This window comes from Geodermatophilus amargosae, assembly GCF_900116515.1.
GTDB classification, from domain to species: domain Bacteria; phylum Actinomycetota; class Actinomycetes; order Mycobacteriales; family Geodermatophilaceae; genus Geodermatophilus; species Geodermatophilus amargosae.
The window spans coordinates 68003-89897 of record NZ_FPBA01000011.1; the positions used below are offsets into that span (position 1 = coordinate 68003).

General features: G+C 74.5%; 26 protein-coding genes. 9 read left to right on the forward strand and 17 right to left on the reverse strand.

The annotated features are described in order from the left end of the window. The first annotated feature begins 137 nt into the window (after positions 1-137). Both BM414_RS15340 and BM414_RS15345 read left to right on the forward strand, forming a co-directional pair. Positions 138-1025, forward strand: coding sequence for a hypothetical protein (locus tag BM414_RS15340; protein ID WP_093580551.1), 888 nt, complete (start codon positions 138-140; stop codon positions 1023-1025). 47 nt (positions 1026-1072) lie between these two features. Then, complete coding sequence (locus tag BM414_RS15345) at positions 1073-1684, forward strand: class I SAM-dependent methyltransferase (protein ID WP_093580553.1); 612 nt, start codon at positions 1073-1075, stop codon at positions 1682-1684. 1 nt (position 1685) lies between these two features. Here BM414_RS15345 and BM414_RS15350 read toward each other — a convergent pair whose 3' ends face one another. From BM414_RS15350 to rph, 3 genes are all read right to left on the reverse strand, one after another. Then, entirely contained in the window at positions 1686-2771 is a 1086-nt protein-coding gene (locus tag BM414_RS15350) for an HPP family protein (protein ID WP_093580555.1), read from the reverse strand. Between the two features lie 93 nt (positions 2772-2864). Further along, positions 2865-3473, reverse strand: coding sequence for an RdgB/HAM1 family non-canonical purine NTP pyrophosphatase (rdgB, locus tag BM414_RS15355; protein ID WP_093580557.1), 609 nt, complete (start codon positions 3471-3473; stop codon positions 2865-2867). Next, complete coding sequence (gene rph, locus BM414_RS15360) at positions 3470-4192, reverse strand: ribonuclease PH (protein ID WP_093580559.1); 723 nt, start codon at positions 4190-4192, stop codon at positions 3470-3472. The genes rdgB and rph overlap by 4 nt, the downstream gene beginning before the upstream one ends. 66 nt (positions 4193-4258) lie before the next feature. Here rph and BM414_RS15365 point away from each other — a divergent pair, with 66 nt between their 5' ends. Next, on the forward strand, positions 4259-4672 hold the full coding sequence (locus BM414_RS15365) for a YjbQ family protein (RefSeq protein ID WP_093580561.1): 414 nt from the start codon (positions 4259-4261) through the stop codon (positions 4670-4672). A gap of 47 nt (positions 4673-4719) precedes the next feature. Further along, positions 4720-5208 carry a thioredoxin-dependent thiol peroxidase gene (bcp, locus tag BM414_RS15370; RefSeq protein WP_093580563.1) on the forward strand — a complete coding sequence of 163 codons (489 nt, stop codon included), beginning with the start codon at positions 4720-4722 and terminating at the stop codon, positions 5206-5208. Between the two features lie 48 nt (positions 5209-5256). Here the strand turns inward: bcp and BM414_RS15375 are convergent, their stop codons facing one another. Both BM414_RS15375 and BM414_RS15380 read right to left on the reverse strand, forming a co-directional pair. Continuing rightward, positions 5257-5847 (reverse strand): QsdR family transcriptional regulator, encoded by a 591-nt coding sequence (locus BM414_RS15375; RefSeq protein ID WP_139245872.1) that lies wholly within the window; start codon positions 5845-5847, stop codon positions 5257-5259. 121 nt (positions 5848-5968) lie between these two features. Then, a complete protein-coding gene (locus BM414_RS15380) occupies positions 5969-6784 on the reverse strand; it encodes an alpha/beta hydrolase family protein (RefSeq protein ID WP_217644737.1) in 816 nt (271 codons plus the stop codon). A 310-nt stretch (positions 6785-7094) separates the two neighbouring features. On the opposite strand from BM414_RS15380, the gene gndA reads away from it, so the two are divergent. Continuing rightward, positions 7095-8555 carry an NADP-dependent phosphogluconate dehydrogenase gene (gene gndA / locus BM414_RS15385; protein ID WP_093580567.1) on the forward strand — a complete coding sequence of 487 codons (1461 nt, stop codon included), beginning with the start codon at positions 7095-7097 and terminating at the stop codon, positions 8553-8555. 20 nt (positions 8556-8575) lie between these two features. Here gndA and BM414_RS15390 read toward each other — a convergent pair whose 3' ends face one another. From BM414_RS15390 to BM414_RS15425, 8 genes are all read right to left on the reverse strand, one after another. After that, positions 8576-9820 carry a low temperature requirement protein A gene (locus BM414_RS15390; protein ID WP_217644738.1) on the reverse strand — a complete coding sequence of 415 codons (1245 nt, stop codon included), beginning with the start codon at positions 9818-9820 and terminating at the stop codon, positions 8576-8578. A gap of 88 nt (positions 9821-9908) precedes the next feature. Further along, complete coding sequence (locus BM414_RS15395) at positions 9909-10388, reverse strand: DUF4262 domain-containing protein (protein WP_093580756.1); 480 nt, start codon at positions 10386-10388, stop codon at positions 9909-9911. Between the two features lie 118 nt (positions 10389-10506). Further along, a complete protein-coding gene (locus tag BM414_RS15400) occupies positions 10507-11460 on the reverse strand; it encodes a DNA polymerase domain-containing protein (protein WP_093580569.1) in 954 nt (317 codons plus the stop codon). 39 nt (positions 11461-11499) lie between these two features. Further along, the gene (locus BM414_RS15405) at positions 11500-12237 is read right to left on the reverse strand and encodes an MBL fold metallo-hydrolase (RefSeq protein WP_093580571.1); all 738 of its coding nucleotides are present in this window, start codon (positions 12235-12237) and stop codon (positions 11500-11502) included. Positions 12238-12291: 54 nt separating this feature from the next. Further along, entirely contained in the window at positions 12292-12999 is a 708-nt protein-coding gene (locus BM414_RS15410; RefSeq protein ID WP_217644739.1) for an HAD-IA family hydrolase, read from the reverse strand. After that, the gene (locus tag BM414_RS15415) at positions 12996-13946 is read right to left on the reverse strand and encodes a PLP-dependent cysteine synthase family protein (protein WP_093580573.1); all 951 of its coding nucleotides are present in this window, start codon (positions 13944-13946) and stop codon (positions 12996-12998) included. Before BM414_RS15415 ends, BM414_RS15410 begins: the two co-directional genes overlap by 4 nt. 48 nt (positions 13947-13994) lie before the next feature. Continuing rightward, the gene (locus tag BM414_RS15420; RefSeq protein WP_093580575.1) at positions 13995-14273 is read right to left on the reverse strand and encodes a MoaD/ThiS family protein; all 279 of its coding nucleotides are present in this window, start codon (positions 14271-14273) and stop codon (positions 13995-13997) included. Between the two features lie 119 nt (positions 14274-14392). Then, on the reverse strand, positions 14393-14866 hold the full coding sequence (locus tag BM414_RS15425) for a M67 family metallopeptidase (RefSeq protein ID WP_093580577.1): 474 nt from the start codon (positions 14864-14866) through the stop codon (positions 14393-14395). A gap of 96 nt (positions 14867-14962) precedes the next feature. On the opposite strand from BM414_RS15425, the gene BM414_RS15430 reads away from it, so the two are divergent. Beyond that, a complete protein-coding gene (locus BM414_RS15430) occupies positions 14963-15310 on the forward strand; it encodes a hypothetical protein (RefSeq protein ID WP_093580579.1) in 348 nt (115 codons plus the stop codon). On the opposite strand, the gene BM414_RS15435 is transcribed toward BM414_RS15430, so the two are convergent. Continuing rightward, positions 15258-15746, reverse strand: a complete 489-nt coding sequence (locus tag BM414_RS15435; protein ID WP_093580581.1) for a DUF2017 family protein — start codon at positions 15744-15746, stop codon at positions 15258-15260. The two genes, BM414_RS15430 and BM414_RS15435, sit on opposite strands and share 53 nt — an antisense overlap. Further along, complete coding sequence (gene clpS / locus BM414_RS15440) at positions 15743-16039, reverse strand: ATP-dependent Clp protease adapter ClpS (protein WP_093580583.1); 297 nt, start codon at positions 16037-16039, stop codon at positions 15743-15745. The genes BM414_RS15435 and clpS overlap by 4 nt, the downstream gene beginning before the upstream one ends. A 73-nt stretch (positions 16040-16112) precedes the next feature. On the opposite strand from clpS, the gene BM414_RS15445 reads away from it, so the two are divergent. Together BM414_RS15445 and BM414_RS15450 are read left to right on the forward strand one after the other, a co-directional pair. Continuing rightward, the gene (locus BM414_RS15445) at positions 16113-17396 is read left to right on the forward strand and encodes a nicotinate phosphoribosyltransferase (protein WP_093580585.1); all 1284 of its coding nucleotides are present in this window, start codon (positions 16113-16115) and stop codon (positions 17394-17396) included. 14 nt (positions 17397-17410) lie between these two features. Further along, the gene (locus tag BM414_RS15450) at positions 17411-17977 is read left to right on the forward strand and encodes an isochorismatase family protein (protein ID WP_093580586.1); all 567 of its coding nucleotides are present in this window, start codon (positions 17411-17413) and stop codon (positions 17975-17977) included. A gap of 183 nt (positions 17978-18160) precedes the next feature. Here BM414_RS15450 and serB read toward each other — a convergent pair whose 3' ends face one another. Both serB and ctaD read right to left on the reverse strand, forming a co-directional pair. Further along, a complete protein-coding gene (serB, locus tag BM414_RS15455; protein ID WP_245784757.1) occupies positions 18161-19423 on the reverse strand; it encodes a phosphoserine phosphatase SerB in 1263 nt (420 codons plus the stop codon). A gap of 173 nt (positions 19424-19596) precedes the next feature. Further along, on the reverse strand, positions 19597-21354 hold the full coding sequence (gene ctaD / locus BM414_RS15460) for an aa3-type cytochrome oxidase subunit I (RefSeq protein WP_093580590.1): 1758 nt from the start codon (positions 21352-21354) through the stop codon (positions 19597-19599). 201 nt (positions 21355-21555) lie between these two features. Here ctaD and BM414_RS15465 point away from each other — a divergent pair, with 201 nt between their 5' ends. Next, positions 21556-21834, forward strand: a complete 279-nt coding sequence (locus BM414_RS15465; protein ID WP_245784758.1) for a GlsB/YeaQ/YmgE family stress response membrane protein — start codon at positions 21556-21558, stop codon at positions 21832-21834. Positions 21835-21895 lie beyond the last annotated feature (61 nt).

The window sequence follows — 21895 nt, forward strand, 5'->3', positions numbered from 1 at the left end:
ACGCTGGGTCCCCTGAGACGCCGCTGCACGGCCCCCGCAGCCGTCGTAGTGTCGGGAGCGGCCGGCCGCACGACGGGGTGCCCGGGTCCGGCCCCCTTCCCCGCACGCAGTCCCCGGACACGACCCCGTCGGAGCTCATGACCTCCCCCCGCACCGAGAACGACACCCGTCCCGGCACCGACCCCGAGCCGGCCCCCGAGAAGCCGCGCGTCTCGCTGAGCGTCACCCAGGTGTTCGCCGGAGCCCTCGCCGCCGTCTCCGCGGCGGTGCTCGCCTCCTTCTTCGGCGTCGCCGGCACCGTGATCGGCGCAGCTCTCGTCAGCGTCGTCAGCACGGTCGGCTCCGCGCTCTACAGCGCGTCCCTCAACCGGACCAGCGACCGGCTCAGGAAGGCCCGCGAGCAGCTCGCCACCCGGCCGGCCCCCGCGTCCGGTGACGCGCCGACCCGCGAGCTGCCCGCCCACCTCGACCCGCGCCGGGCCCCGGCAGCGCCCCGGCGGCGGATCCGATGGCCGCGCGTGGCGGGGTACGCCGCCGCCGTCTTCGTGCTGGCCATGGGGATCGTCACCAGCATCGAGCTGATCGGCCAGCAGCCGGTCTCGGCGCTGGTCGGCGGCACCGACACCTCGTCGTCGTCCACGACGATCGGCGAGCTGTCCAACGCCTCGTCCTCGCGCGACGTGACGCCGACGGACACCGACCCGGCCGACGCCGACCCGACCGGCCCCGCGGACACCTCCACCGAGGCCCCCGCCCCGGGGACGCCGGAGGACGGCGCCGAGCAGTCGGCCACCCCCACCGACGAGCCGGACGGGTCCGCGCCCGCGACCGAGAGCGGCACCGGCGACGACGCCGAGGACGCCGAGGAGTCCGCGCCGGCCGAGCCGTCGACGCAGGCCCCGCAGACCGGCTCCGGCAGCGGCTCCGGCAGCGGCTCGGGCAGCGGCTCCGGCAGCGGCTCCGGCAGCGGCTCCGGCAGCAGCCCCCAGGCCGACGCCGGCACCGGGGCCTCGCCCACCGCCTGAGCCGCCTGAGCCGCCTGACCCACCGCCGCCGGCCCTACGGTGGCGCGATGGGCTTCTACGCCGACCGGCTGCGGCCGCGCCTGCACGACTCCGCCCTCGGGCCCCGGGTGACCGGCGCGATCCGCGAGCGGGTCTGCGCCGGCCTGGCCGGCGACGTGCTGGAGATCGGCTACGGCTCGGGGCACAACCAGCCGCACCTGCCGGCGGAGGTCACCGGCGTGTGGGCGGTCGAGCCGTCGGCCACGGCGCTGCGGCTGTCCGAGGAGCGGCGCGCCGCCTCCCCCGTCCCCGTCGTCGTGGCCGGCGACGACGCCCGCGCCCTGCCCTTCCCCGACGACCGCTTCGACGCCGCCCTCTGCACCTGGGTGCTGTGCGGGATCCCCGACGCCGCGCTCGCGCTGGCCGAGGTGGCCCGTGTCCTGCGCCCCGGCGGCGTCCTGCACCTCGTCGAGCACGGAGGGGCGCCGGACCCCGGGGTGCTGCGGCTGCAGCGCCTGGGCAACCCGGTCAACCGGAGGGTGTCCGGCTGCGTCCTCGACGACGACGTCGAGGCGCTGCTCGCCGCCTCACCCCTGGCCGTCACCCAGCTCGCGCACTGGTACGAGCCGGGCGCCCCGCGACTGCTCGGGTCGATGTACGAGGGCCGGGCGAGCGCCTGACTCAGGAGCCGACCAGCGCCCGGTGCAGGACGGCGACCAGCTCGGCGCGGGTGACGATCCCGGCCAGCCGGCCCCCGCCGTCGACGACCGGCAGGTGCCGCAGGCCGCGGTCGGCCATGAGCCCGACCAGCTCGGAGACCGGGGTGTCGACGCCGACCGTGGTGACCGGGCTGCTCATCACCTTCGACACCGGGTCGAGCGCCACGACCTCGAGGTTGAACAGGTCGTGCACGGTGACGATGCCGACGACCCGGCGCTCGTCGGTGACCACCGGGAGCGCCTTGACCGCGTGCTGGTTCATCAGCATCCGCGCCCGGTAGAGGGTCTCCTGCGGCTGCACGGTGCGGACGTCGTGCTCCATCAGCGCCCCCACCCGCAGCTGCCCCAGCCGGCGGTCCAGGGCGTGCGCCTCGGCGTCGCGGACCAGCGCCAGGACGTCGCCGGGCAGCACGTCCAGGCCGCGGTCCAGCCGCTGCATCGCCGCCCGGACGTCCTCGGCCTGCAGCCCGACCCGCTCGGTGGGCGGCGCCTCGGGCCCGGACCGGGGCGGCTCGGGCACGTGCGGGTACGGCCGCCCGGTCAGGTTGTTCACCAGCGCCGCGACCAGCAGCAGGACGACGGTGTCGACGCCGACCGGCCACAGCGCGAACGCCCAGCCGTGCTCGGTGACCGCCGCCCCGCCGACCGCGGTGAACAGCGCGCAGGCGCCGCCCGGTGGGTGCACACAGCGCAGCACCATCATCAGCGGGACCGCCACGCCGACGGCGACCGCCGCGGCGAGCGTGACGTCGTCGACCAGCTTGCCGGCGGCCACCCCGACCAGCGTGGACACCGTGTTGCCCACGACCACCGGGTAGGGCTGGGCCAGCGGGCTGGCCGGGGCGGCGAACAGCAGCACCGCGGTGGCGCCCATCGGCGCCACGATCCACGGCAGCCCCTCCGGCCCGCCGGGGACGGCGTGAGCGGTGACCGCGGCCAGCGCGATGCCGGCCAGGGCACCGAGTCCGCCGCGCAGCACCTCCGAGCGGCGGTAGCCCACCGGCCCGGGACGCAGCCCGGCCCTCCACGCCCCGACGTCCGCGCGCACCCCGCTCCCCTCCCGCAGGCGCCCCGCCCGCGCGGGCGCAGACAGTACGGTGTGGGACCGGTCCCCGGGCCGTGTCCGGGCGTGCCCGGCCGGTCAGCTCCGGTCGAGCGCCCGGGCGACCACCGGGACGAGCGCGGTGAAGGCCTGGCCGCGGTGGCTCCGGGCGTCCTTCTCCGCGGGCTCGAGCTCGGCCGAGGTGAGGTCCAGGCCGTCGGGCACGAACACCGGGTCGTAGCCGAACCCGTTGCTGCCGCGCGGTTCGCGGACCACCCGGCCTCGCCACTGCCGCTCGACCACCGACTCGGCGCCGTCGGGGGTGACGAGAGCGGCGGCGCAGACAAACGCCGCGCCCCGCCGCTCGTCGGGGACGTCGGCGACCTGGGCGAGCAGCAGCGCGGTGTTGGCGTCGTCGTCGCCGTGCCGGCCCGACCAGCGCGCCGACAGCACCCCCGGCATCCCGTTGAGCGCGTCGACGGCGATGCCCGAGTCGTCGGCCACCGCCGGCAGGCCGGTGTGGCGGACCGCCTCGCGCGCCTTTAACAGCGCGTTCTCCGCGAACGTCGCGCCGGTCTCGGGGGCCTCCGGGTACTCGGGGACGTCGCGCAGCCCGACCACCTCGATCCCCGGGACGGCGTCGGACAGCAGGCGCTGGAGCTCAGCGAGCTTGCCGGCGTTGCGGGTGGCCAGGAGCAGGCGGGTCATCGCTGGAGTGCCTCCTGCTGGACGCGGGTGAGCTCGGCGCACCCGGCGACGGCGAGGTCGAGCAGCCGGTCGAGGGTCGCCCGGTCGAACACCGCCCCCTCGGCGGTGCCCTGCACCTCGACGAAGCCGCCGGCCCCGGTGCAGACGACGTTCATGTCGGTGCCGGCCCGCACGTCCTCCTCGTAGGCGAGGTCCAGGCGCGGCTCGCCGTCGATGACGCCGACGCTGACCGCGGCCACCGACTGCGCGAGCGGGTCCTTCTTCGCCAGCTTCCTCCGGTCGCCCAGCCAGGAGACGGCGTCGGCGAGGGCCACGTAGGCGCCGGTGATGGCCGCCGTCCGGGTGCCGCCGTCGGCCTGCAGGACGTCGCAGTCGAGCGCGATGCTGTTCTCCCCCAGCGCCGCCAGGTCGATCGAGGCGCGCAGCGAGCGGCCGATGAGCCGGCTGATCTCGTGGGTGCGGCCGCCGATCTTGCCGCGCACCGACTCGCGGTCGCCGCGGGTGTGCGTGGCCCGCGGCAGCATCGCGTACTCGGCGGTCACCCAGCCCAGGCCCGAGCCCTTGCGCCAGCGGGGCACGCCCTCGGTGACGCTGGCCGCGCACAGCACGCGGGTGCGGCCGAACTCGACGAGCACCGAGCCCTCGGCGTGGTCGAGCCAGTTGCGGGTGATGGTCACCGGGCGGAGCTGGTCGGCCGAGCGGCCGTCGGGGCGGGTCACGGACGCCGAGCCTATCGACGTCGGGACGCCGTCCTCCGGCCGAGAGGCCACGATCGTCATGCCACGATGGGCGCCGTGCGATCGGAGCTGCGGACGGTGCGGACCGGCGGGGTGGCGGTGGTGGTCGACCTGACCGGGGAGTGCGGGGAGTTCGTCGGCAGCGAGGGCGACGGCCTGCTGCACGTCTTCGTCCCGCACGCCACGGCCGGGCTGGCGGTCATCGAGACCGGCTCGGGCAGCGACGACGACCTGCTGGCCCAGCTCGACGAGCTGCTGCCCCGCGACGACAGGTGGCGGCACCGGCACGGCAGTCCCGGCCACGGGCGCGACCACGTGCTGCCGGCGTTCCTCCCGCCGCACCTGAGCGTCCCGGTGCTCGAGGGTCGGCTGCAGCTGGGCACCTGGCAGCGGATCTGCCTGGTCGACCCGAACCGCGACAACCCCCAGCGCCAGGTGCGGCTGTCCTTCCTCCGCGGCTGACGCCCCACTCGCACCCGCCCTCGTCCCGGCACGGCATCATGCCGGGCATGACCGAGACCGTGCCCGCTCCCGTCCGCCTGGCGCCCGGTGACCCGGCGCCGGACTTCACGCTGCCCGACGCCGAGGGACGGCCGGTCTCCCTCGCCGACCACCGCGGCCGGCGGGTGATCGTCTACTGCTACCCCGCGGCCCTCACCCCCGGCTGCACCACCCAGGCCGTCGACTTCACCGCCGCGGCCGGCGAGCTGGCCGAGGCCGGGCTCGACATCCTCGGCATCTCCCCCGACACCCCCGAGAAACTGCAGCGCTTCCGCGAGCAGGAGGGCCTGGGCATCACGCTGCTCTCCGACCCGGACAAGCAGGTGCTGACCGCCTACGGCGCCTTCGGCACCAAGAAGCTGTACGGCAAGGAGGTGCAGGGGGTCATCCGCTCGACCTTCGTCGTCGACGCCGAGGGGCGCATCGAGCAGGCCGCCTACAACGTCAAGGCCACCGGGCACGTCGCCAAGCTGCGCCGCGACCTCGGGCTGGGCTGATCGGGCTGGGCTGATCGGGCTGGGCTGATCGGGCTGGGCTGATCCGGCTCAGCCGGCGCGGATCCCGAGCACGCCGGTCACCAGCGCGTCGACCACCGTCGTCGCGGCCTTGAGGTCGGGGTCGCGGGCCACCATGACGTCGGAGTAGAGGAACGACTCCCCGAGCCGGACGACCGCGTAGGACAGCACCGGCAGCTGGATCTCCGAGGACAGCCCGCGCTCCTCGACGTCGCGCTCGAAGAGGTCGGTGTAGGCCTCGACCAGCCGCGGCTGCACCCGTCCGCGCGGGTCGGTGAGCACGCGCAGCGCGGTGGTCGGCTCGTCGTCGATGAACCGCCGCAGCGACGTCGCGGTGCCCAGCACGTTGCGGAAGTCCTCCATGATCGCCAGGCTGCGCAGCCGGCCGGCCGGCTCGGCGCCCTCGGGGCGGGCGTCGTGCGCCTCCGCGGCCCGCTGCAGCGTCCGCTCGGCCAGCCACCACATCGCCTCGCCGAGGATGGCGTCGCGGTTGCCGACGCGGCGGAACAGCGTCACCCGCGAGATGCCCAGCTGGCCGGCGAGCGTGGTGGTGTCCAGCCGCTCGCCGTCGAGGAGGGTGCGCGCCGCCCGACGGATGACCTCTTCCCGGGGCGCGATCACGGTGCGAGCGTAGGCGCGCCCGACCTGCGGGTACACGACCGCGCCGCTGCGCTCACCCGCACGCAGGAGGGCGGCCACCGTGCGTGCACGGTGGCCGCCCCCGTCGGAGAACTCCCCGGGATCAGACCGGGCAGGTGTTCCGGTAGTCCGAGACGTCGCCGAAGGCCGAGACCGACGGGCCGGAGCAGATGAACTGCGAGTACCGGGTGTCGGTGTCGACGAACCGCTTGAGCCAGGCGATCGTGTTGGCCGCGATCACCGTGTTCGAGCTGTTGGGCGCGAAGTGGCTCGCGTTGTCGAGCTCGAGGTGGGCCCGCTCGGGGGCGTTGCCCAGCGAGTCGTAGAACGGGATCGAGTGGCTGCCGACCGGGGCGACGCTGTCGTTCTCGGCCCCGATCACCAGGGTGGGCGTGCGGACCTCGGGCCAGGTCTCGTCGGTGTTCCAGCCGGTCGGCGGCACCGCCGCCCGCAGGCGGGGCCGGTCCTTGGCCGCCTCGAGCGTGCCGCCACCGCCCATGGAGTGGCCGACGACCGCGAGCCGGGAGGCGTCGACCCGGGTGCGGACCGCGCTGGAACCGGTCAGGTAGTCCAGCGCGGCGAGCAGCTGGTCACCGCGCGAGGAGGGCTGGTCGTAGCGGGAGTCGGTGTCGAAGACGATCACGACGAAGCCCTGCGAGGCCAGCCGCGGCCCGAGCCAGGCGACGGTGTCCCGGCCGGCGGTGTAGCCGGGCGAGATGGCGACGCCACCGAAGGTGCCCTGGGTGGTGGTCGTCGGGTGGTAGATCGACGCGGCGCCGAAGCCCGGGGTGGAGAAGTCCGACACCGTCGTGGACGACGTCGCGAAGGGGCCGGAGGTGGCGTTGATGCTGGACTGCGTGGGGGCCGGCCCGCGCCACCAGGACTCGTCGGCGCCGGCCGGGGAGGCGCCGGCGACCACGGTCGCCAGAGCCGTGACGGTCGCCGCGACTGCGCCCGTCAGGAGACGTCTGCCTCGCACGGATGTCCTTTCGACCGGACCGCGGGCACGCAGCACCCACCGCGGGTGGAGTGGGGGCCGCCCCGGCGCCGGGTCCACGGGGGTGTGGTCTGCGTCACGCCGTTGCGTGTTCGCAACGTGCCGGGTGGCTCACGCCGCGATCAACAGTCCGTTGTAACATCTTTTACCGGTGTTGCACCCGGGCGTGTCGCGACTGCGCGCACGCCTGCCGGGTCCCCCGGCGAGCGGGGTTGCGCGAGCATCAGCGGACATGAGCACAGCGACGGCACCCGCCCCCGACGGCGACATCGGCGTCACCGGCCTGGCCACGATGGGCGCCAACCTCGCCCGCAACCTCGCCCGCCACGGCTGCCGGGTGGTGGTGCACAACCGCACGAGGGCGCGCACCGACGCCCTGGTGGCCGCGCACGGCGACGAAGGCGCGTTCGTGCCCACCTCCTCGGTGGCGGAGTTCGTCGCGGCCCTGTCCCGGCCGCGCAAGGTCGTCGTCATGGTGCAGGCCGGGGCGTCGACCGACGCCGTCGTCGAGGAGGTCGCGGCGCTGCTGGAGGCCGGCGACGTGCTCGTGGACGGCGGGAACGCCCGCTACACCGACACCATCCGGCGGACGCAGGCGCTGGCCGGGCGCGGCGTCCACTTCGTGGGCTGCGGGATCAGCGGCGGCGAGGAGGGCGCCCTCCTCGGGCCGAGCATCATGCCCGGCGGGTCGGCCGAGGCCTACGAGATCGTCGGCCCGCTGCTGGAGTCGATCGCGGCCGTGGTCGACGGGACCCCGTGCTGCACCCACGTGGGCACCGACGGCGCCGGCCACTTCGTGAAGATGGTCCACAACGGCATCGAGTACGCCGACATGCAGCTGATCGCCGAGGCCTACGACCTGCTGCGGGCCCGGCTGGGCCTGTCCCCCGCCGGGATCGGCGAGGTGTTCGCCGGGTGGAACGCCGGCGACCTGGAGTCCTACCTCGTCGAGATCACCGCCCAGGTGCTGCGGCACGTCGACGCCGCCACCGGGCAGCCGTTCGTCGACGTCGTCCTCGACGAGGCCGAGCAGAAGGGCACCGGCCGGTGGACGGTGCAGTCGGCGCTCGACCTCGGGGTGCCCGTGAGCGGCATCGCCGAGGCGGTCTTCGCCCGCGGGCTGTCCGGGCACACCGCGCAGCGGGAGGCCGCACGGGCCGTCCTGCCCGGGCCGGCCGCCGATCCCGCGCCGGTGGAGGACCGCGACGCGTTCGTCGAGGCGGTGCGCCAGGCGCTGTACGCCTCGAAGGTGGTCGCCTACGCGCAGGGGTTCGACCAGATCGCCGCCGGGGCGCGCGAGCACGGCTGGGAGATCGACCCCGGGGCACTGGCCACCATCTGGCGTGGCGGGTGCATCATCCGCGCCCGCTTCCTCGACCGGATCCGGCAGGCCTACGCCGACGAGCCGGACCTGACCACGCTGCTGACGCACGGCTATTTCCGCGACGCCGTCGCCGACTGCCTCGAGGGCTGGCGCACGGTGGTGGTCGAGGCCGCCCGGGCCGGGATCCCGGCGCCCGGCTTCGCCACCGCGCTCGCCTACTACGACGGCCTGCGCGCCGAGCGGCTGCCCGCCGCGCTGGTGCAGGGCCTGCGCGACCTCTTCGGCGCGCACACCTACCGGCGGGTGGACCGCGAGGGCGTCTTCCACACGGTGTGGTCGGAGGACCGCCGCGAGGTGCAGGCCGGCTGAGAGGACGGGCCGGAGGCGGCTCACCCGTGCCCGGCGGCCGCCTCCGCCCGCACCCGGGCCCGCGCGTCGGCGTAGCGGACCACCTCGTAGGACAGCATCGCCACCAGGACGGCGGCCAGCACCGCCAGCTGGGCCAGCGCCGGCAGGTACCGCACGGCCAGGGGTGCGAGCAGCAGCACCACCGCGACGACGGCGCGCGGCCGGTTGACCGAGCCGGTGTTGCGCAGCCGGAACCCCAGGTGCGCCAGCAGGTACACCGCGACGCCGGCGTACAGGGCCCACAGACCGGTGCCCTCGAGCGGGTCGGTGAGCGCGTGGTGCTCGGTGTCCCCCACGTACTCCGCGACCTTCTTCAGCCCCAGGGCGAGGAAGATGATCCCGGCGACCATCGGGAAGTGCAGGTACGTGTAGGAGTCCCGGGCCAGCCGGATCCGGTCCCGGCCCTCCTTGCGCGCCAGCACCCGCTCGGCCACCGGAGCGACGACGTCGAAGTAGGCCCACCACAGGCACACGCTGACCGTCAGCCCCAGCAGCGCGGCGGCCGCGATGGGCAGGGTCAGCGGCAGGTCGGTGACCCCGACGCCGACCGCGATGATCGACTCCCCCAGGGCGATGATCACGATCAGGCCGTGCCGCTCGGCGAAGTGCCCGGGGGCGGGCAGCCGCCAGTTCTGGCCCGAGGCGTACATCCCCGAGTAGTCGACGAGCAGCGCCAGCACCCACAGCACCGTCTGCGCCGTACCCCCGAGGACGGCACCCACCACGAGCAGGACCGCCGCCGCGACGACCGGGACGGCGGTGCGCCCCAGCTGGGCGCGCAGCCCGGCGTCCTCCCCCGCTGCGAGCACGTACACCGCCAGGTGGAGCAGCCGCACCGCCGCGATGGCCCCGGCCAGGACCACCGGTGCGCTGAGGCCGCCGCCCTCGTCGCCCCACGCCTCAGGGATCGCCAGCCCGACGAGGAACAGCGCACCCATCGCGGCGATGACCGCGCCCCGCACCACGCCCTCGTCGGCCCGCGCCTGGTTGCCCAGCCAGGCGTAGCTGCACCAGGCGAACCAGAGCAGCGCGAGCACCACGAGGCCCCGGGCGGCGCTGCGCCAGCCGACGTCCTCGGCCATGAAGGCGGTGACCTGGGTGATCGCGAAGACGAAGACCAGGTCGAAGAAGAGCTCCAGCGTGGTGACCGTGTGGTGCTCCGTCGTGGGGAGCACGCGGGCCCGGCCGCGGCCGGCCCGGGGCGGTCGATCGGCGTGCGCGGTCACGTGCACCTCCAGCCAGCGGGCGTCCCGCGACGCGCGTCATCCTGTCGGGTCCGGCCCGCGAGGACGAGGGTGTTCTCGCAGAGCGGACTCAGGCCGTCCACGTGCCCGGTCGGGGCTGCCCGTGGCGGCCGCCGTCCCAGCCCGGGTCCCACGGGAAGCACCCCGCCGGCGAGGCCCAGGTGAGGAGGCAGGCCGGCACGGAGTACTCCGCGGGGCGCCGGTACCAGCGGTTGGCGCCGAGGAGCACCTCCCCCGGGTCGGGACACTCCTCCACGACGAGCTCCTCCCGGCCCACCTCGAGCAACTCGCCGGGCACCACCGACCGGCCCGCGACGACCTCGCCGGCGACCGCGTCGAGCAGGGTGTGCGTGGCCGACGACCCGCGTCCGACGACCACCAGCTCGGGGTGGCCCAGGCCGAACAGGCCGATGGTGTAGCCGAACGCCGGCTCGTCGGGGCGCTCCCCGGGCCCGACGTACTGCACGGCGAAGCGGGCGCGGCGGATGACCGCGGCGAGGTGGGCGTCCTCCTGGTCCAGCCAGGCGGTGGTCTGCGGGTCGTGCGTCATGCCGGGCAGCCTGCGGGTCGGCACCGACAGGACGCGCCCGCGTACACCCAGTGGTGGACGACCGGGCTCCCTGTGGACGACGGCGGCCGGACCGTCGGGCGGCTGCTCGGGCCCCTGCTCAGGCTTCGGTGGCCCTCTTCGCCCGCGCCCGCCGCTTGCCCTCGTGCATCGCGGCCACCCGCGCGACCGGGATGGTGTGCCCCTCGGCGAGCAGGTCGGCGGGCAGCTCCTGCGGCGCGGGCAGCAGCGCCGTCCACGGGTCGCCGTCGCCCAGCCGTCCGGGTGCCGTCGTCACGGTGACGTCGCCCGGACGGACCGAGGACAGGTCCTCCCAGGCCACCGGCGCCGACACCGGCAGGCCCGGGCGGATGCGGGGGCTGTAGGCGGCGACGATCGTCGACGAGCCCGACCGGGTCGAGTCGAGGAAGACGCGGCCGTGCCGGTCCTCCTTGATGTAGGCGGTGGTGGCCAGGCCGGGGTCGAGCGCCGCCGCGCGGGCGGCCAGGGCACGGGTCGCGGCCGCGGCGTCCTCGGGGCCGACCCCGCGGACCGGGACGACGACGTGCACGCCCTTGGACCCGCTGGTCTTCACCGCACCGGCCAGCCCGGTGTCGGCGAGGGCCTGCCGCACGAGTTCCGCGGCGCGGACGACGACGGCGAAGTCGGCGCCCTCCGGCGGGTCGAGGTCGAGCACGATGCCGGTGGGCTCGGTCTCCGCGCCGGCGCGGAAGAAGGGGACGTGGAACTCCACCGCCCGCTGGTTGGCCAACCAGAGCAGGGTCCGGCGGTCGTCGCAGAGCACCTGGTGGACCTCGCGGTGGGCGCCGTAGGACCACACCGGCACCGTGCGCACCCACTCCGGCGCGCCCTTGGCCACGTTGCGCTGCATGAACGGCTCCTGGCCCGGGCGCACGCGCTTGACCGACAGGGGCCGGCCGGCCAGCTGCGGCACCAGCCGGTCGGCGAAGGCGTCGAGGTGGTCGACCAGGTCGCCCTTGGTCACCTCGAGCCCGTCGCCCAGCGGCGCGTCGAGGCTGGTCAGTCGGACGCCGTCCCGTTCGTCGTCGACCACCGGCCCACCGTGCCGCCTCCCCGCGGGCCCGGCAAGCGCTCAGACGTCGTACGTCGCGCCCGGGTGGACGAGCTCGGCGCCGGGGAAGGCCGTCCGCGCGGCGGCCAGCTGCGCGGCGGGGTCCACCCAGGGCGGCACGTGCGTGACCAGCAGCCGGCGCACCCCGGCGGCGGCCGCTGCCTCCCCCGCCTGCCGGCCGGTGAGGTGCAGGTCCGGCGGCAGCCCGTCGCGCTCGGGGTGGGCGGCCTCGGCCAGCAACACGTCGGCGCGGTGCGCCAGGTCGACGACCGCCCGCGACGGCCCGGTGTCGCCGGTGTAGACCAGCGAGCTGCCGTGCGCGGTCAGCCGGATCGCGTGGCACTCGGCCGGGTGCGCGGTGCGGGCGGTCTGCACGGTGAACGGGCCGAGGATCGCCGAGACCGGGGTGACCGCGAAGTCGAAGACGTCGGTCAGCGGGGCGCCGCCGCTGTCGTACACCAGCGCCAGGCGCCGCTCGGCGCCCGCGGGGGCGATCAGCGGCAGCCGGTGTCCCGACGCCCGGCCGGAGTACCGGTGCCACACCACCAGCGGTGCGACGTCGAGGCAGTGGTCGGCGTGCAGGTGCGAGAGGTAGACGGCGTCGATCGTGTCCGGGTCGGCGAGCGCCTGCAGCGCCCCGAACGCACCGCTGCCCAGGTCGAGCAGCAGCCGGAAGCCGTCGTGCTCGACGAGGTAGCAGGAGGCCGCCGACGTCGGGCCGGGTCCGCTGCCCGAGCAGCCCACGACCGTGAGCCTCACGCCGCGCTCCCCGGCCGGCCGCATCCCCGCACGTTCTCCATCGCGGGCGCCAGGCTAGCCGTCCGGCAGGACCGATCCGGCGGCCACCGTGAGGACGCCGTCGTCCCAGCGGAGCCCGGTGAGGTCCCGGACGACGACGTCGGCCCCGGTGCCGACCGCCCGCTCTCCTACCCCGACGACGCGGGCACCCGCGGCGCGGCCGGCGGCGATGCCCGCGGGGGCGTCCTCGAGCACCACGGTGTCCTCGGGCCGCAGGCCGAGCAGCCGGGCGCCGAGCAGGTAGCCCTCGGGGTCGGGCTTGCCGGTGCGCACGTCGTGGCCGGTGACCATCGCGCCGGGCAGCGGCAGGCCGGCGGCGCGCAGCCGGGCGGTGGCCAGCGCCGGGGTGCCGGAGGTGACGACGGCCCAGACGTCCTGCGGCAGGGACGCCAGCAGGTCGGCGGCACCGGCGACGGCGGGCACCGTGCCGGCGTCCTCGAGCTCGTAGCGGTCGATGAGCGCGGCCGCCTCGGCCCGCCGCGGCCCGGTCACCAGGTCGGCCACGGTGTCGGCGGCCCGGCGCCCGTGCACCACGGCCAGGACGCCCGTGGGGTCCAGGTCGTGCTCCACCGCCCAGCGCGACCAGGAGGTGACGACGGCGGCGTCGGAGTCGACCAGCACGCCGTCGTTGTCGAACAGCAGGCCCCGGGCGGGGATGCGGCCGCCCTGCAGGGTCCCGCCGCGAGCCTGCGAGCGGCGGGGGGCAGGGTGGTCCTTGCTCACGCCCAGAGCTGGCCCTCCAGTGCGGAGGTGGCCTCCTCGACGGTGCCCGCGTACGCGCCGGTGGACAGGTACTTCCAGCCGCCGTCGCAGACGATGAAGACGATGTCGGCCTTGCGGCCGGCGGCGACCTCGCGGTCGGCGATCCCGAGCGCGGCGTGCAGGATCGCCCCGGTCGAGATGCCGGCGAAGATGCCCTCGCGCTCGACCAGCTGCCGGGTGCGGTGGACGGCGTCCTCCGGCCCGACGGAGAAGCGGGAGTCCAGCAGCTCGGGGTCGTAGAGCTCGGGGATGAAGCCCTCGTCGATGTTGCGCAGGCCGTAGACCAGCTCGCCGTAGCGCGGCTCGGCGGCGATCACCTGGACGCCGGGCTTGTGCTCGCGGAAGTAGCGCGAGCAACCCATGAGCGTGCCGGTGGTGCCCAGGCCCGCGACGAAGTGGGTGATCGAGGGCAGGTCGGTCAGGATCTCCGGGGCCGTGCCGGTGTAGTGCGCCTCGGCGTTGGCCGGGTTGCCGTACTGGTAGAGCATCACCCAGTCGTCGTGCGCGGCGGCCATCTCCTTGGCCATCGCCACGGCCTGGTTGGAGCCGCCCGCGGCCGGCGAGCTGATGATCCTCGCGCCGTACATCTCCAGCAGCTGCCGGCGCTCGACCGAGGTGTTCTCCGGCATGACGCAGATCAGCTTGTAGCCCCGCTGCCGGGCCACCATCGCCAGCGAGATGCCGGTGTTGCCGCTGGTCGGCTCGAGGATGGTGGCGCCCGGCGTGAGCGTCCCGTCCTTCTCGGCCGCCTCGATCATCGAGATCGCGGCGCGGTCCTTGATCGACCCGGTGGGGTTGTGGTCCTCGAGCTTGGCCCACAGCCGCACGTCGGAGGTCGGCGACAGGCTCGGCAGCCCGACCAGCGGGGTGCCGCCGAGGGAGTCGACGAGGGAGTTGAAGCGGGCCATGGCAGAGCTCTTCCCGGGACGAGGGGGGACGGGCGGACGGGGACTGCCTCAGCAGCCGCCGGCGACCGCCGGGAGGATGGTGACCGAGTCGCCGTCCTTGACCGCGGTGTCCAGGGCGCCGGTGAACCGCACGTCCTCGTCGTTGACGTAGACGTTGACGAAGCGGTGCAGCTTGCCCTCCTCGGTCACGAGGCGGCCCTTGATGCCCGGGTGCTGGGCGTCGAGGTCGTCGACGAGCGCGCCGAGGGTGTCCCCGCTGCCCTCGACGGTCTTGTTGCCGCCGGTGTGGGTGCGCAGGATGGTCGGGATCCGGACCTCGATGGCCATGGCGTGCGGTTCTCCTCGGGAGGGTGGGGACGTGCGGGGGCGCCCGGCGTGAGCGCGTGTCGGTGCGGGCAACGCCCGCCCGCCGCCGGGGATTCCGTGCCCGGCGGCACAGCGACGGTTCAGTCGTAGACGACGGTGGTCGGCGAGTGGCCGAACAGGTAGGACTCGACGACCTCGACGTCCTCCTCGCTCACCTCGCCGTCGACGATCCGGAAGCTGCGGAACTCGACCTCGTCACCGGCCAGGCCGGTCTCCCGGCCGTGGTGCCGGGTGGAGACGAGCACGTAGTGGGCGTTGGGCTCCGACGCGTAGCTGACATCGGTCCGCGACGGGGATGCCTCGGTCGCGGTGTGCGAGTGGTAGACGACCACCGGCTCCTCGCCCCGGTCGTCCATGTCCCGGTAGAGACGCAGCAGGTCGGCCGAGTCGAACTCGTAGAACGTCGGCGACCGGGCGGCGTTGAGCATCGGGATGAACCGCTCGGGACGGTCGCTGCCCTCGGGGCCGGCGACGACGCCACAGGCCTCGTCCGGGTGGTCCTCCCGGGCGTGGGCCACGATGGCGTCGTAGGTCGCGCGGTCGATGCGCAGCACGCTTCCAGTCTAGGCGGCGCGCTCGGGCCACCGGGACGACGGTCGCCCGACCGGGGGCGGACACCCGCGGTCGCCGACCGGCTACGGTGCGGTCTCGTGGTGCTCGAGCTGATCATGGTGGCCGGCGTGGTCGTCGTCGCGCTGCCGGCGCTCTGGCTGGGGATCCGGGGGCTGACCTCCCGGACCGGGCACTTCAGCAGCGACGCCGGCGCCGACCGCCGCTCGCTCGCCCTGCTGGTCACCGCGCGGTCGCTGCTGCTGCTCCTGGTGCTGGCGCTGTCGGCCGTCACCCTCGTCTCGGCCGTCGGCGCGATGGTCCGCGACCTGGAGCTGCCCAGCCTGGTGCTGGTCTTCTTCGTCCTCGACCTGCTGCTCGCGACCCTCGTGGTGCTCACCTTCGGCCGGCGGCGACCGCGTCGACCAGCGACCCCTGCAGCGCGGTGAGCCAGTAGTAGACGGCCAGCTGCTGGCCCTCCTCGCCGGCGGGGTCCTCGGGCGGCTCGGTCTCCTCGGTGATCCCGATCCGCTCGCCGAGCGCCAGCCGCAGGTCGTTGGTGGTGCGCAGCCACGCACCGGCCTGGTCGCGGTCCAGCCGCACCTCACCGCCGTCGGCCGGCAGGCTCGCCCGCACGGCGGCCAGGTCGTCGGTCTTCCCCGACCGCAGCGCCGACTCGGTCAGCTCCCGGTAGTCCGCGGCGATCTCCGGGTCGGAGCGGTGCCCGGCGGGCAGCAGCCGCGCCATGACCGGGTCGCCGTCGACGTCGTCGGCGTCGGCGGTGAGTAGCTGCTCGAGCTGGTCGAGCAGCAGCCCGAGGACGCCGGCCTCGGCCGGCTCGAGCCGGGCGACGACGTCACCGCGCTTGGGCCGGAACGGTCTCATGCGTCCTTCTGGTAGGTGGCCCACAGGCCGTAGGCGTGCAGCCGGCTGGTGTCGTGCTCCATCCGCTCGCGCGGGCCGGAGCTGACCACCGCCTTGCCGTCGTTGTGCACCTGCAGCATGAGCGTGGTCGCCGTCGGCTCGTCGTACCCGAACAGCTCGCGCAGCACGTGGGTCACGTAGGTCATCAGGTTCACCGGGTCGTTCCAGACGATGGTGACCCAGGGCCGGTCGAGGTCTGCGGTCTCCTCGACCGTGGATTCGGGCGTCCGTGTCGGCGCCAGGGGTCCGGCCACCCGACCACTGTAGGACGGCCCCTCCCCCGGCTCCGCGGGTGACGGCACGGCGGCCGACCTAGAGTCCCGTCCCATGCCGACGGGTCCCGCGCTGCTCACCGACCGGTACGAGCTGACCATGGTCGCCGCCGCCCTCGCCGACGGCACGGCCGACCGCGACTGCGTCTTCGAGGTCTTCGCCCGGCGCCTGCCGCACGGCCGCCGCTACGGCGTCGTCGCCGGCACCGGCCGCCTGCTCGAGCAGCTCCCGTCCTTCCGGTTCGGCGACGCCGAGCTCACCGCGCTGCGCGAGCAGGGCCTCACCGATCCCCGGCTGCTGGACTGGCTGGCCGGCTTCCGCTTCTCCGGTGACGTCGACGGCTACGCCGAGGGCGAGCTGTTCTTCCCCGGCTCGCCGGTGCTCACCGTGCGCGCGCCCTTCGCCGAGGGGGTCCTGCTCGAGACGCTGGTGCTCTCGGTGCTCAACCACGACAGCGCGATCGCCTCGGCCGCCGCGCGGATGGTGGGCGCGGCGTGCGAGCGGCCGTGCATCGAGATGGGCTCGCGGCGCACGCACGAGCAGGCCGCCGTCGCCGCGGCGCGGGCCGCCCACCTCGTGGGCTTCGTGGCCAGCTCCAACCTCGAGGCCGGCCGGCGGTACGGGGTACCGACGACGGGCACCAGCGCGCACGCGTTCACGCTCCTGCACGACGACGAGTCCGCCGCCTTCCGCGCGCAGGTCGACACCCTCGGTGTCGGCACCACGCTGCTGGTGGACACCTACGACGTCGCGAAGGGCATCGCCACCGCCGTGGAGGTGGCCGGGCCGCAGCTGGGCGCCATCCGGCTGGACTCCGGCGACCTGCCGACCCTGGCGAGCGCCGCCCGCCGACAGCTCGACGACCTGGGCGCGACCGGGACGCGGATCATCGTGACCAGCGACCTGGACGAGTACGCGATCGCCGGCCTGATGGCCGCACCGGTCGACGGCTACGGCGTGGGCACCTCGCTGGTCACCGGCTCCGGCGCCCCGACCGCCGGGATGGTCTACAAGCTGGTCGAGCGCGACGGTCTCCCGGTGGCCAAGCGCTCCGAGGGCAAGAACTCCGTCGGCGGCCGCAAGTCCGCCGTCCGGCGGCACGACCCCGACGGCACGGCGACCGCCGAGGTGGTGACGAGCGGGCCCGTGGAGCCGCGCGAGGGCGACCGGCAGCTGGTGGTCCCCCTGGTGCGCGGCGGGGAGGTGGTGGCGCCGTCGTCGCCGTCCGGTGCGCTTTCCGCCGCGGTGGCGCACCACCGCCGGGTCCGCGAGGCGCTGCCGCCGGAGGCATGGGCGCTGTCCCGCGGGGAACCGGCACTGGAGACGGTGACGGCATGACGGGAGGAACCGGGATGACGCGCGCACTCGTCGTGGTGGACGTGCAGAACGACTTCTGCGAGGGCGGCAGCCTGGCCGTGGCCGGAGGCGCCGCGGTGGCCGGGGCGATCAGCGTGCACGTGCGGTCCACCGGGTACGCGCACATCGTCGCCACCCGGGACCACCACGTCGACCCCGGCGGCCACTTCGCCGAGCAGCCGGACTACCTGGACACGTGGCCGGCGCACTGCGTCGTCGGGACCGGCGGGGTCGAGCTGCACCCGTCGCTGGACCGCGGGCCGATCGAGGCGGTGTTCGACAAGGGCGAGTACGCGGCGGCCTACTCCGGCTTCGAGGGCCGGGCCGACGGCGTGGCGCTGGCCGACTGGCTGCGCGGGCGCGGGGTCGACGCCGTCGACGTCGTCGGCATCGCCACCGACCACTGCGTGCGCGCCACCGCGCTCGACGCCGTGGCGGAGGGCTTCGGCACCCGGGTGCTGCTGTCCCTGACCGCCGGGGTGGCCGAGGCCTCGACCGACGCCGCCCTCGTCCAGCTGCGCGGCGCCGGCGTCGAGCTGGAGGGCACCGTGCACCGCCCCTGAGGGGAGGGGCTCAGCGCCCCAGGGGGACGGCACCTGGCCGCGGTGCCGCCCTCGTGAGGTGAGCCGCCCTGCGCGGCGGCGTGAGGAGTGGGGGCCGGAGGCTCCCGCGAGCGAAGGCCGGGCAGGGCTCAGCGCCGCAGGGGGACGGCACCTGGCCGCGGTGCCGTCCGGTAGGACGGCAGATCACACCGCGTCCTGCACCTCGTCCCGGGTGAAGCCGAGGACCTGCAGGACGGCGTCGAGGTAGGGCTGGTTCAACGCGGTGTGCGCCTGCTCGCGCACGACGGGCTTGGCGTTGAAGGCGATGCCCAGCCCGGCGGTGTTGAGCATGTCGAGGTCGTTGGCGCCGTCGCCGACGGCGACCGTCTGCTCCAGCGGGATGCCGTGCTCGGCGGCGAAGCGGGCCAGCGCCCGGGCCTTGCCCGGCCGGTCGACGATCTCGCCCACCAGGCCGCCGGTGAGCCGGCCGTCGGCGACCTCGAGGGTGTTGGCGGCGGCGAAGTCCAGGCCGAGGGAGGCCGCCAGCGGGTCGGTGATCTGGCTGAAGCCGCCGCTGACGATGCCGCAGCGGAAGCCGAGGCGCTGCAGCGTGCGGATCAGCGTGCGGGCGCCCGGGGTCAGCTCCAGGTGCTCGCGCACCTCGTCGAGGACCTCGACCGGCAGGCCGGCCAGCGTGGCCACGCGCGCCCGCAGCGACTCGGCGAAGTCCAGCTCGCCGTTCATGGCCGCGGCGGTGATCCGGGCGACCTCGGCGGCCCGCCCGGCGCGCGCGGCCAGCTCGTCGATGACCTCGCCGCGCACGAGCGTCGAGTCGACGTCGAGGACGATCAGTCGCTTGCTGCGCCGGGCCAGTCCGACCTGCTCGACGGCGATGTCGGCACCGGAGGACGCGGCGACGGCGGCGAGCGCGGTGCGCAGCTCGGTGGCGCCGGCCCCGGAAACGGTCAGCTCGAGGCTGGTCACCGGCCAGTCCGACAGCCGCCGGATGGCGTCGATGTTGCCGCCGACGCCCGCGATCGCCGTGGCTGCGCCGGCGACCGCGGACGGCGGCACCGGTCGGCCGAGCAGGATGACGTGGTGCGGCCGGCCGCCCGGCGCGCTCTGGACGCCGCGGTCGGAGGCGGGCTCCACCTCGACGCGGACGCCGGTGGCCAGCGCGACGTCGTCGGCGAGGCGGCCGAGCCCGGCGAGGAAGGCGGCCTCGTCCACCGGCTCCTCGTCCGTCGACAGCGCGCCGACGACCACGCCGAGGACGAGGTGCCCGTGCACGACGACCTGCTCGACGTCGACCACCTCGACCGGGGGCACGCCGTCGTCGCCCTGCGCCAGTGCCCCGAAGAGCCGGGCGGTCACTCCCGGCCGGTCGGCGCCGGTGACGGTGAGCAGCGCCCCGGGCCGCTGGGTGGCGGTCTGCGGCAGGACGCGAGGAGCGGGGTCGAGCGACACGGCCGCCATCGTGCCGCACCGCCCCGGCCGCTCCCCGGGCCGGTCGGGGACCCCGGACGCGGCGACGCCCCGCCGGCCGGAGCCGACGGGGCGTCGCTGGTGAGATCGCGGGTGGCCCTCCTGCAGCCCCGGGCCCGAGCTCCGCGAGGGCTAGGAGGGCAGGGGGCCCTCACTCAGAACGGGTCGGGGTCGTTCGGGCCCTGACGCGCACCGGTGCCGCTGGCGAGTTCGCTCACGCCGCCGTACGGCTCGTGCCGCTTGCCGACGTGCGCCTCGGCGTGCAGTCGCTCGATGAGGTGCGGGTAGTGCGCCTCGAACGCCGGACGCTCCGACCGGATCCGCGGGATCTCGGTGAAGTTGTGCCGCGGCGGCGGCGAGGAGGTGGCCCACTCCAGCGAGTTGCCGTGGCCCCACGGGTCGTCGCGCAGTGCGAGCCGGCCGTACTTCCACGACTTGGCCACGTTGTAGAGGAACGGGATGGTGCTGGCGCCCAGGACGAACGAGCCGATCGTCGAGATGACGTGCAGCGTCGTGAAGTTGTCGGTGGGCAGGTAGTCGACGTACCGGCGCGGCATGCCCTGGGTGCCCAGCCAGTGCTGCACCAGGAACGTGGCGTGGAAGCCGATGAACGTCAGCCAGAAGTGCAGCTTGCCCAGCCGCTCGTCCATCATCCGGCCGGCCATCTTCGGGAACCAGAAGTAGATGCCGCCGTAGGCGGCGAACACCACGGTGCCGAAGACGACGTAGTGGAAGTGGGCGACGACGAAGTAGCTGTCGTTGACGTGCCAGTCCAGCGGCGGGCTGCCCAGCAGGACGCCGGTGAGCCCGCCCAGGAGGAAGGTCACCAGGAAGCCGATAGCGAAGAGCATCGGTGTCTCGAACGTCAGCTGGCCGCGCCACATGGTGCCGATCCAGTTGAAGAACTTGATGCCGGTCGGCACGGCGATGAGGTACGTCAGGAAGGAGAAGAACGGCAGCAGGATCGCGCCGGTGGCGAACATGTGGTGCGCCCACACCGTGACGGACAGACCCGCGATCAGCAGGGTCGCGCCGACCATGCCCTTGTAGCCGAACAGCGGCTTGCGGCTGAACACCGGGATGATCTCGGTGATGATGCCGAAGAACGGCAGCGCGATGATGTAGACCTCGGGGTGGCCGAAGAACCAGAACAGGTGCTGCCACAGCATCGGACCACCGTTCTCGTCCGAGTAGATCAGCGCACCGAGGTTGCGGTCGGCCAGCATCCCGAAGATCGCCGCGGTGAGGATCGGGAACGCGAAGAGCACCAGCAGGCTGGTGACCAGGGTGTTCCAGGTGAAGATCGGCATCCGGAACAGGGTCATGCCCGGCGCCCGCAGGCAGGCGACGGTGGTGATGAAGTTGACCGCGCCGAGGATCGTGCCCAGACCGCTGACGGCGAGGCCCGTGAACCACATGTTGGCGCCGGCGCCGGGGCTGTGCACCGCGTCCGAGAGCGGGGCGTAGGCGTACCAGCCGAAGTCGGCGGCACCGTTCGGGGTGAGGAAGCCCGAGACGGCGATCAGGCTGCCGAAGAAGAACAGCCAGAACGAGAGGGCGTTCAGCCGCGGGAAGGCGACGTCGGGAGAACCGATCTGCAGCGGCATGATCAGGTTCGAGAACGCGAAGAACAGCGGCGTCGCGAACATCAGCAGCATGATCGTGCCGTGCATGGTGACCAGCTGGTTGTACTGCTCCGGGGACAGGAACTGCAGCCCGGGCTGGCCCAGCTCACCGCGGATGAGCATGGCCATGAAGCCACCCACGATGAACCAGGCGAACGAGGTGGCCATGTACATCAGGCCGATGGTCTTGTGGTCCGTGGTCCGCAGCAGGTTGGAGAGCCGCGCACCCCGCTGGACCTCGCGAGCCGGGCTGGGCCGGCTCACGATCGGTGCAGGCGCGATCGTCACGGCCGCAGCTTAGACCGTGCGCAGCGGGGCCGTCGGGCCCGACCGGGCAGGCACGCCGGGCCCCGGCGGTCACCCCGTGACACGATCGGGTCACGCCATGATCAACGAGGGTTTCCGCCCTGCTCAGCGCGGGAACAGCACCATCCGTCCCTGGAGATGCCAGGGCCCGGCCACCTCGGCCACATGCTTGGGAGGTCCATCGTGGAGATCCTCTGGAACATCATCGTGCTGATCGTGGTCGGCGCGATCGCCGGCTTCATCGCGCGGGCCGTCGTCCCGGGCAAGCAGTCGATGAGCATCGGGATGACCATCGTGCTCGGCATCGTCGGCTCCCTCGTCGGCAACCTGCTCGGCAGCCTGATCAGCGGCAGGGGCTTCGAGCTCGGCACCGCCGGGATCATCGGCTCGATCATCGGCGCCATCGTGGTGCTGCTGGTCTACGTCTTCGCCACCCGGGGACGCAGCCGCGCCGTCCGGTGACGCCCGTTCCCGTCGCCGTCACGGCGGCGGGGACACCGCACAGCAGTGCCCGGAGGGGCCC

Coding starts and splice junctions, on each gene's coding strand:
- BM414_RS15340 (WP_093580551.1), top strand. CDS start 138: ATGACCTCCCCCCGCACCGAGAACGACACCCGTCCCGGCACCGACCCC.
- BM414_RS15345 (WP_093580553.1), top strand. CDS start 1,073: ATGGGCTTCTACGCCGACCGGCTGCGGCCGCGCCTGCACGACTCCGCC.
- rdgB (WP_093580557.1), bottom strand. CDS start 3,473: ATGACCCGCCTGCTCCTGGCCACCCGCAACGCCGGCAAGCTCGCTGAG.
- BM414_RS15365 (WP_093580561.1), top strand. CDS start 4,259: ATGGGCGCCGTGCGATCGGAGCTGCGGACGGTGCGGACCGGCGGGGTG.
- bcp (WP_093580563.1), top strand. CDS start 4,720: ATGACCGAGACCGTGCCCGCTCCCGTCCGCCTGGCGCCCGGTGACCCG.
- gndA (WP_093580567.1), top strand. CDS start 7,095: ATGAGCACAGCGACGGCACCCGCCCCCGACGGCGACATCGGCGTCACC.
- BM414_RS15395 (WP_093580756.1), bottom strand. CDS start 10,388: ATGACGCACGACCCGCAGACCACCGCCTGGCTGGACCAGGAGGACGCC.
- BM414_RS15415 (WP_093580573.1), bottom strand. CDS start 13,946: ATGGCCCGCTTCAACTCCCTCGTCGACTCCCTCGGCGGCACCCCGCTG.
- BM414_RS15420 (WP_093580575.1), bottom strand. CDS start 14,273: ATGGCCATCGAGGTCCGGATCCCGACCATCCTGCGCACCCACACCGGC.
- BM414_RS15435 (WP_093580581.1), bottom strand. CDS start 15,746: ATGAGACCGTTCCGGCCCAAGCGCGGTGACGTCGTCGCCCGGCTCGAG.
- BM414_RS15445 (WP_093580585.1), top strand. CDS start 16,113: ATGCCGACGGGTCCCGCGCTGCTCACCGACCGGTACGAGCTGACCATG.
- BM414_RS15450 (WP_093580586.1), top strand. CDS start 17,411: ATGACGCGCGCACTCGTCGTGGTGGACGTGCAGAACGACTTCTGCGAG.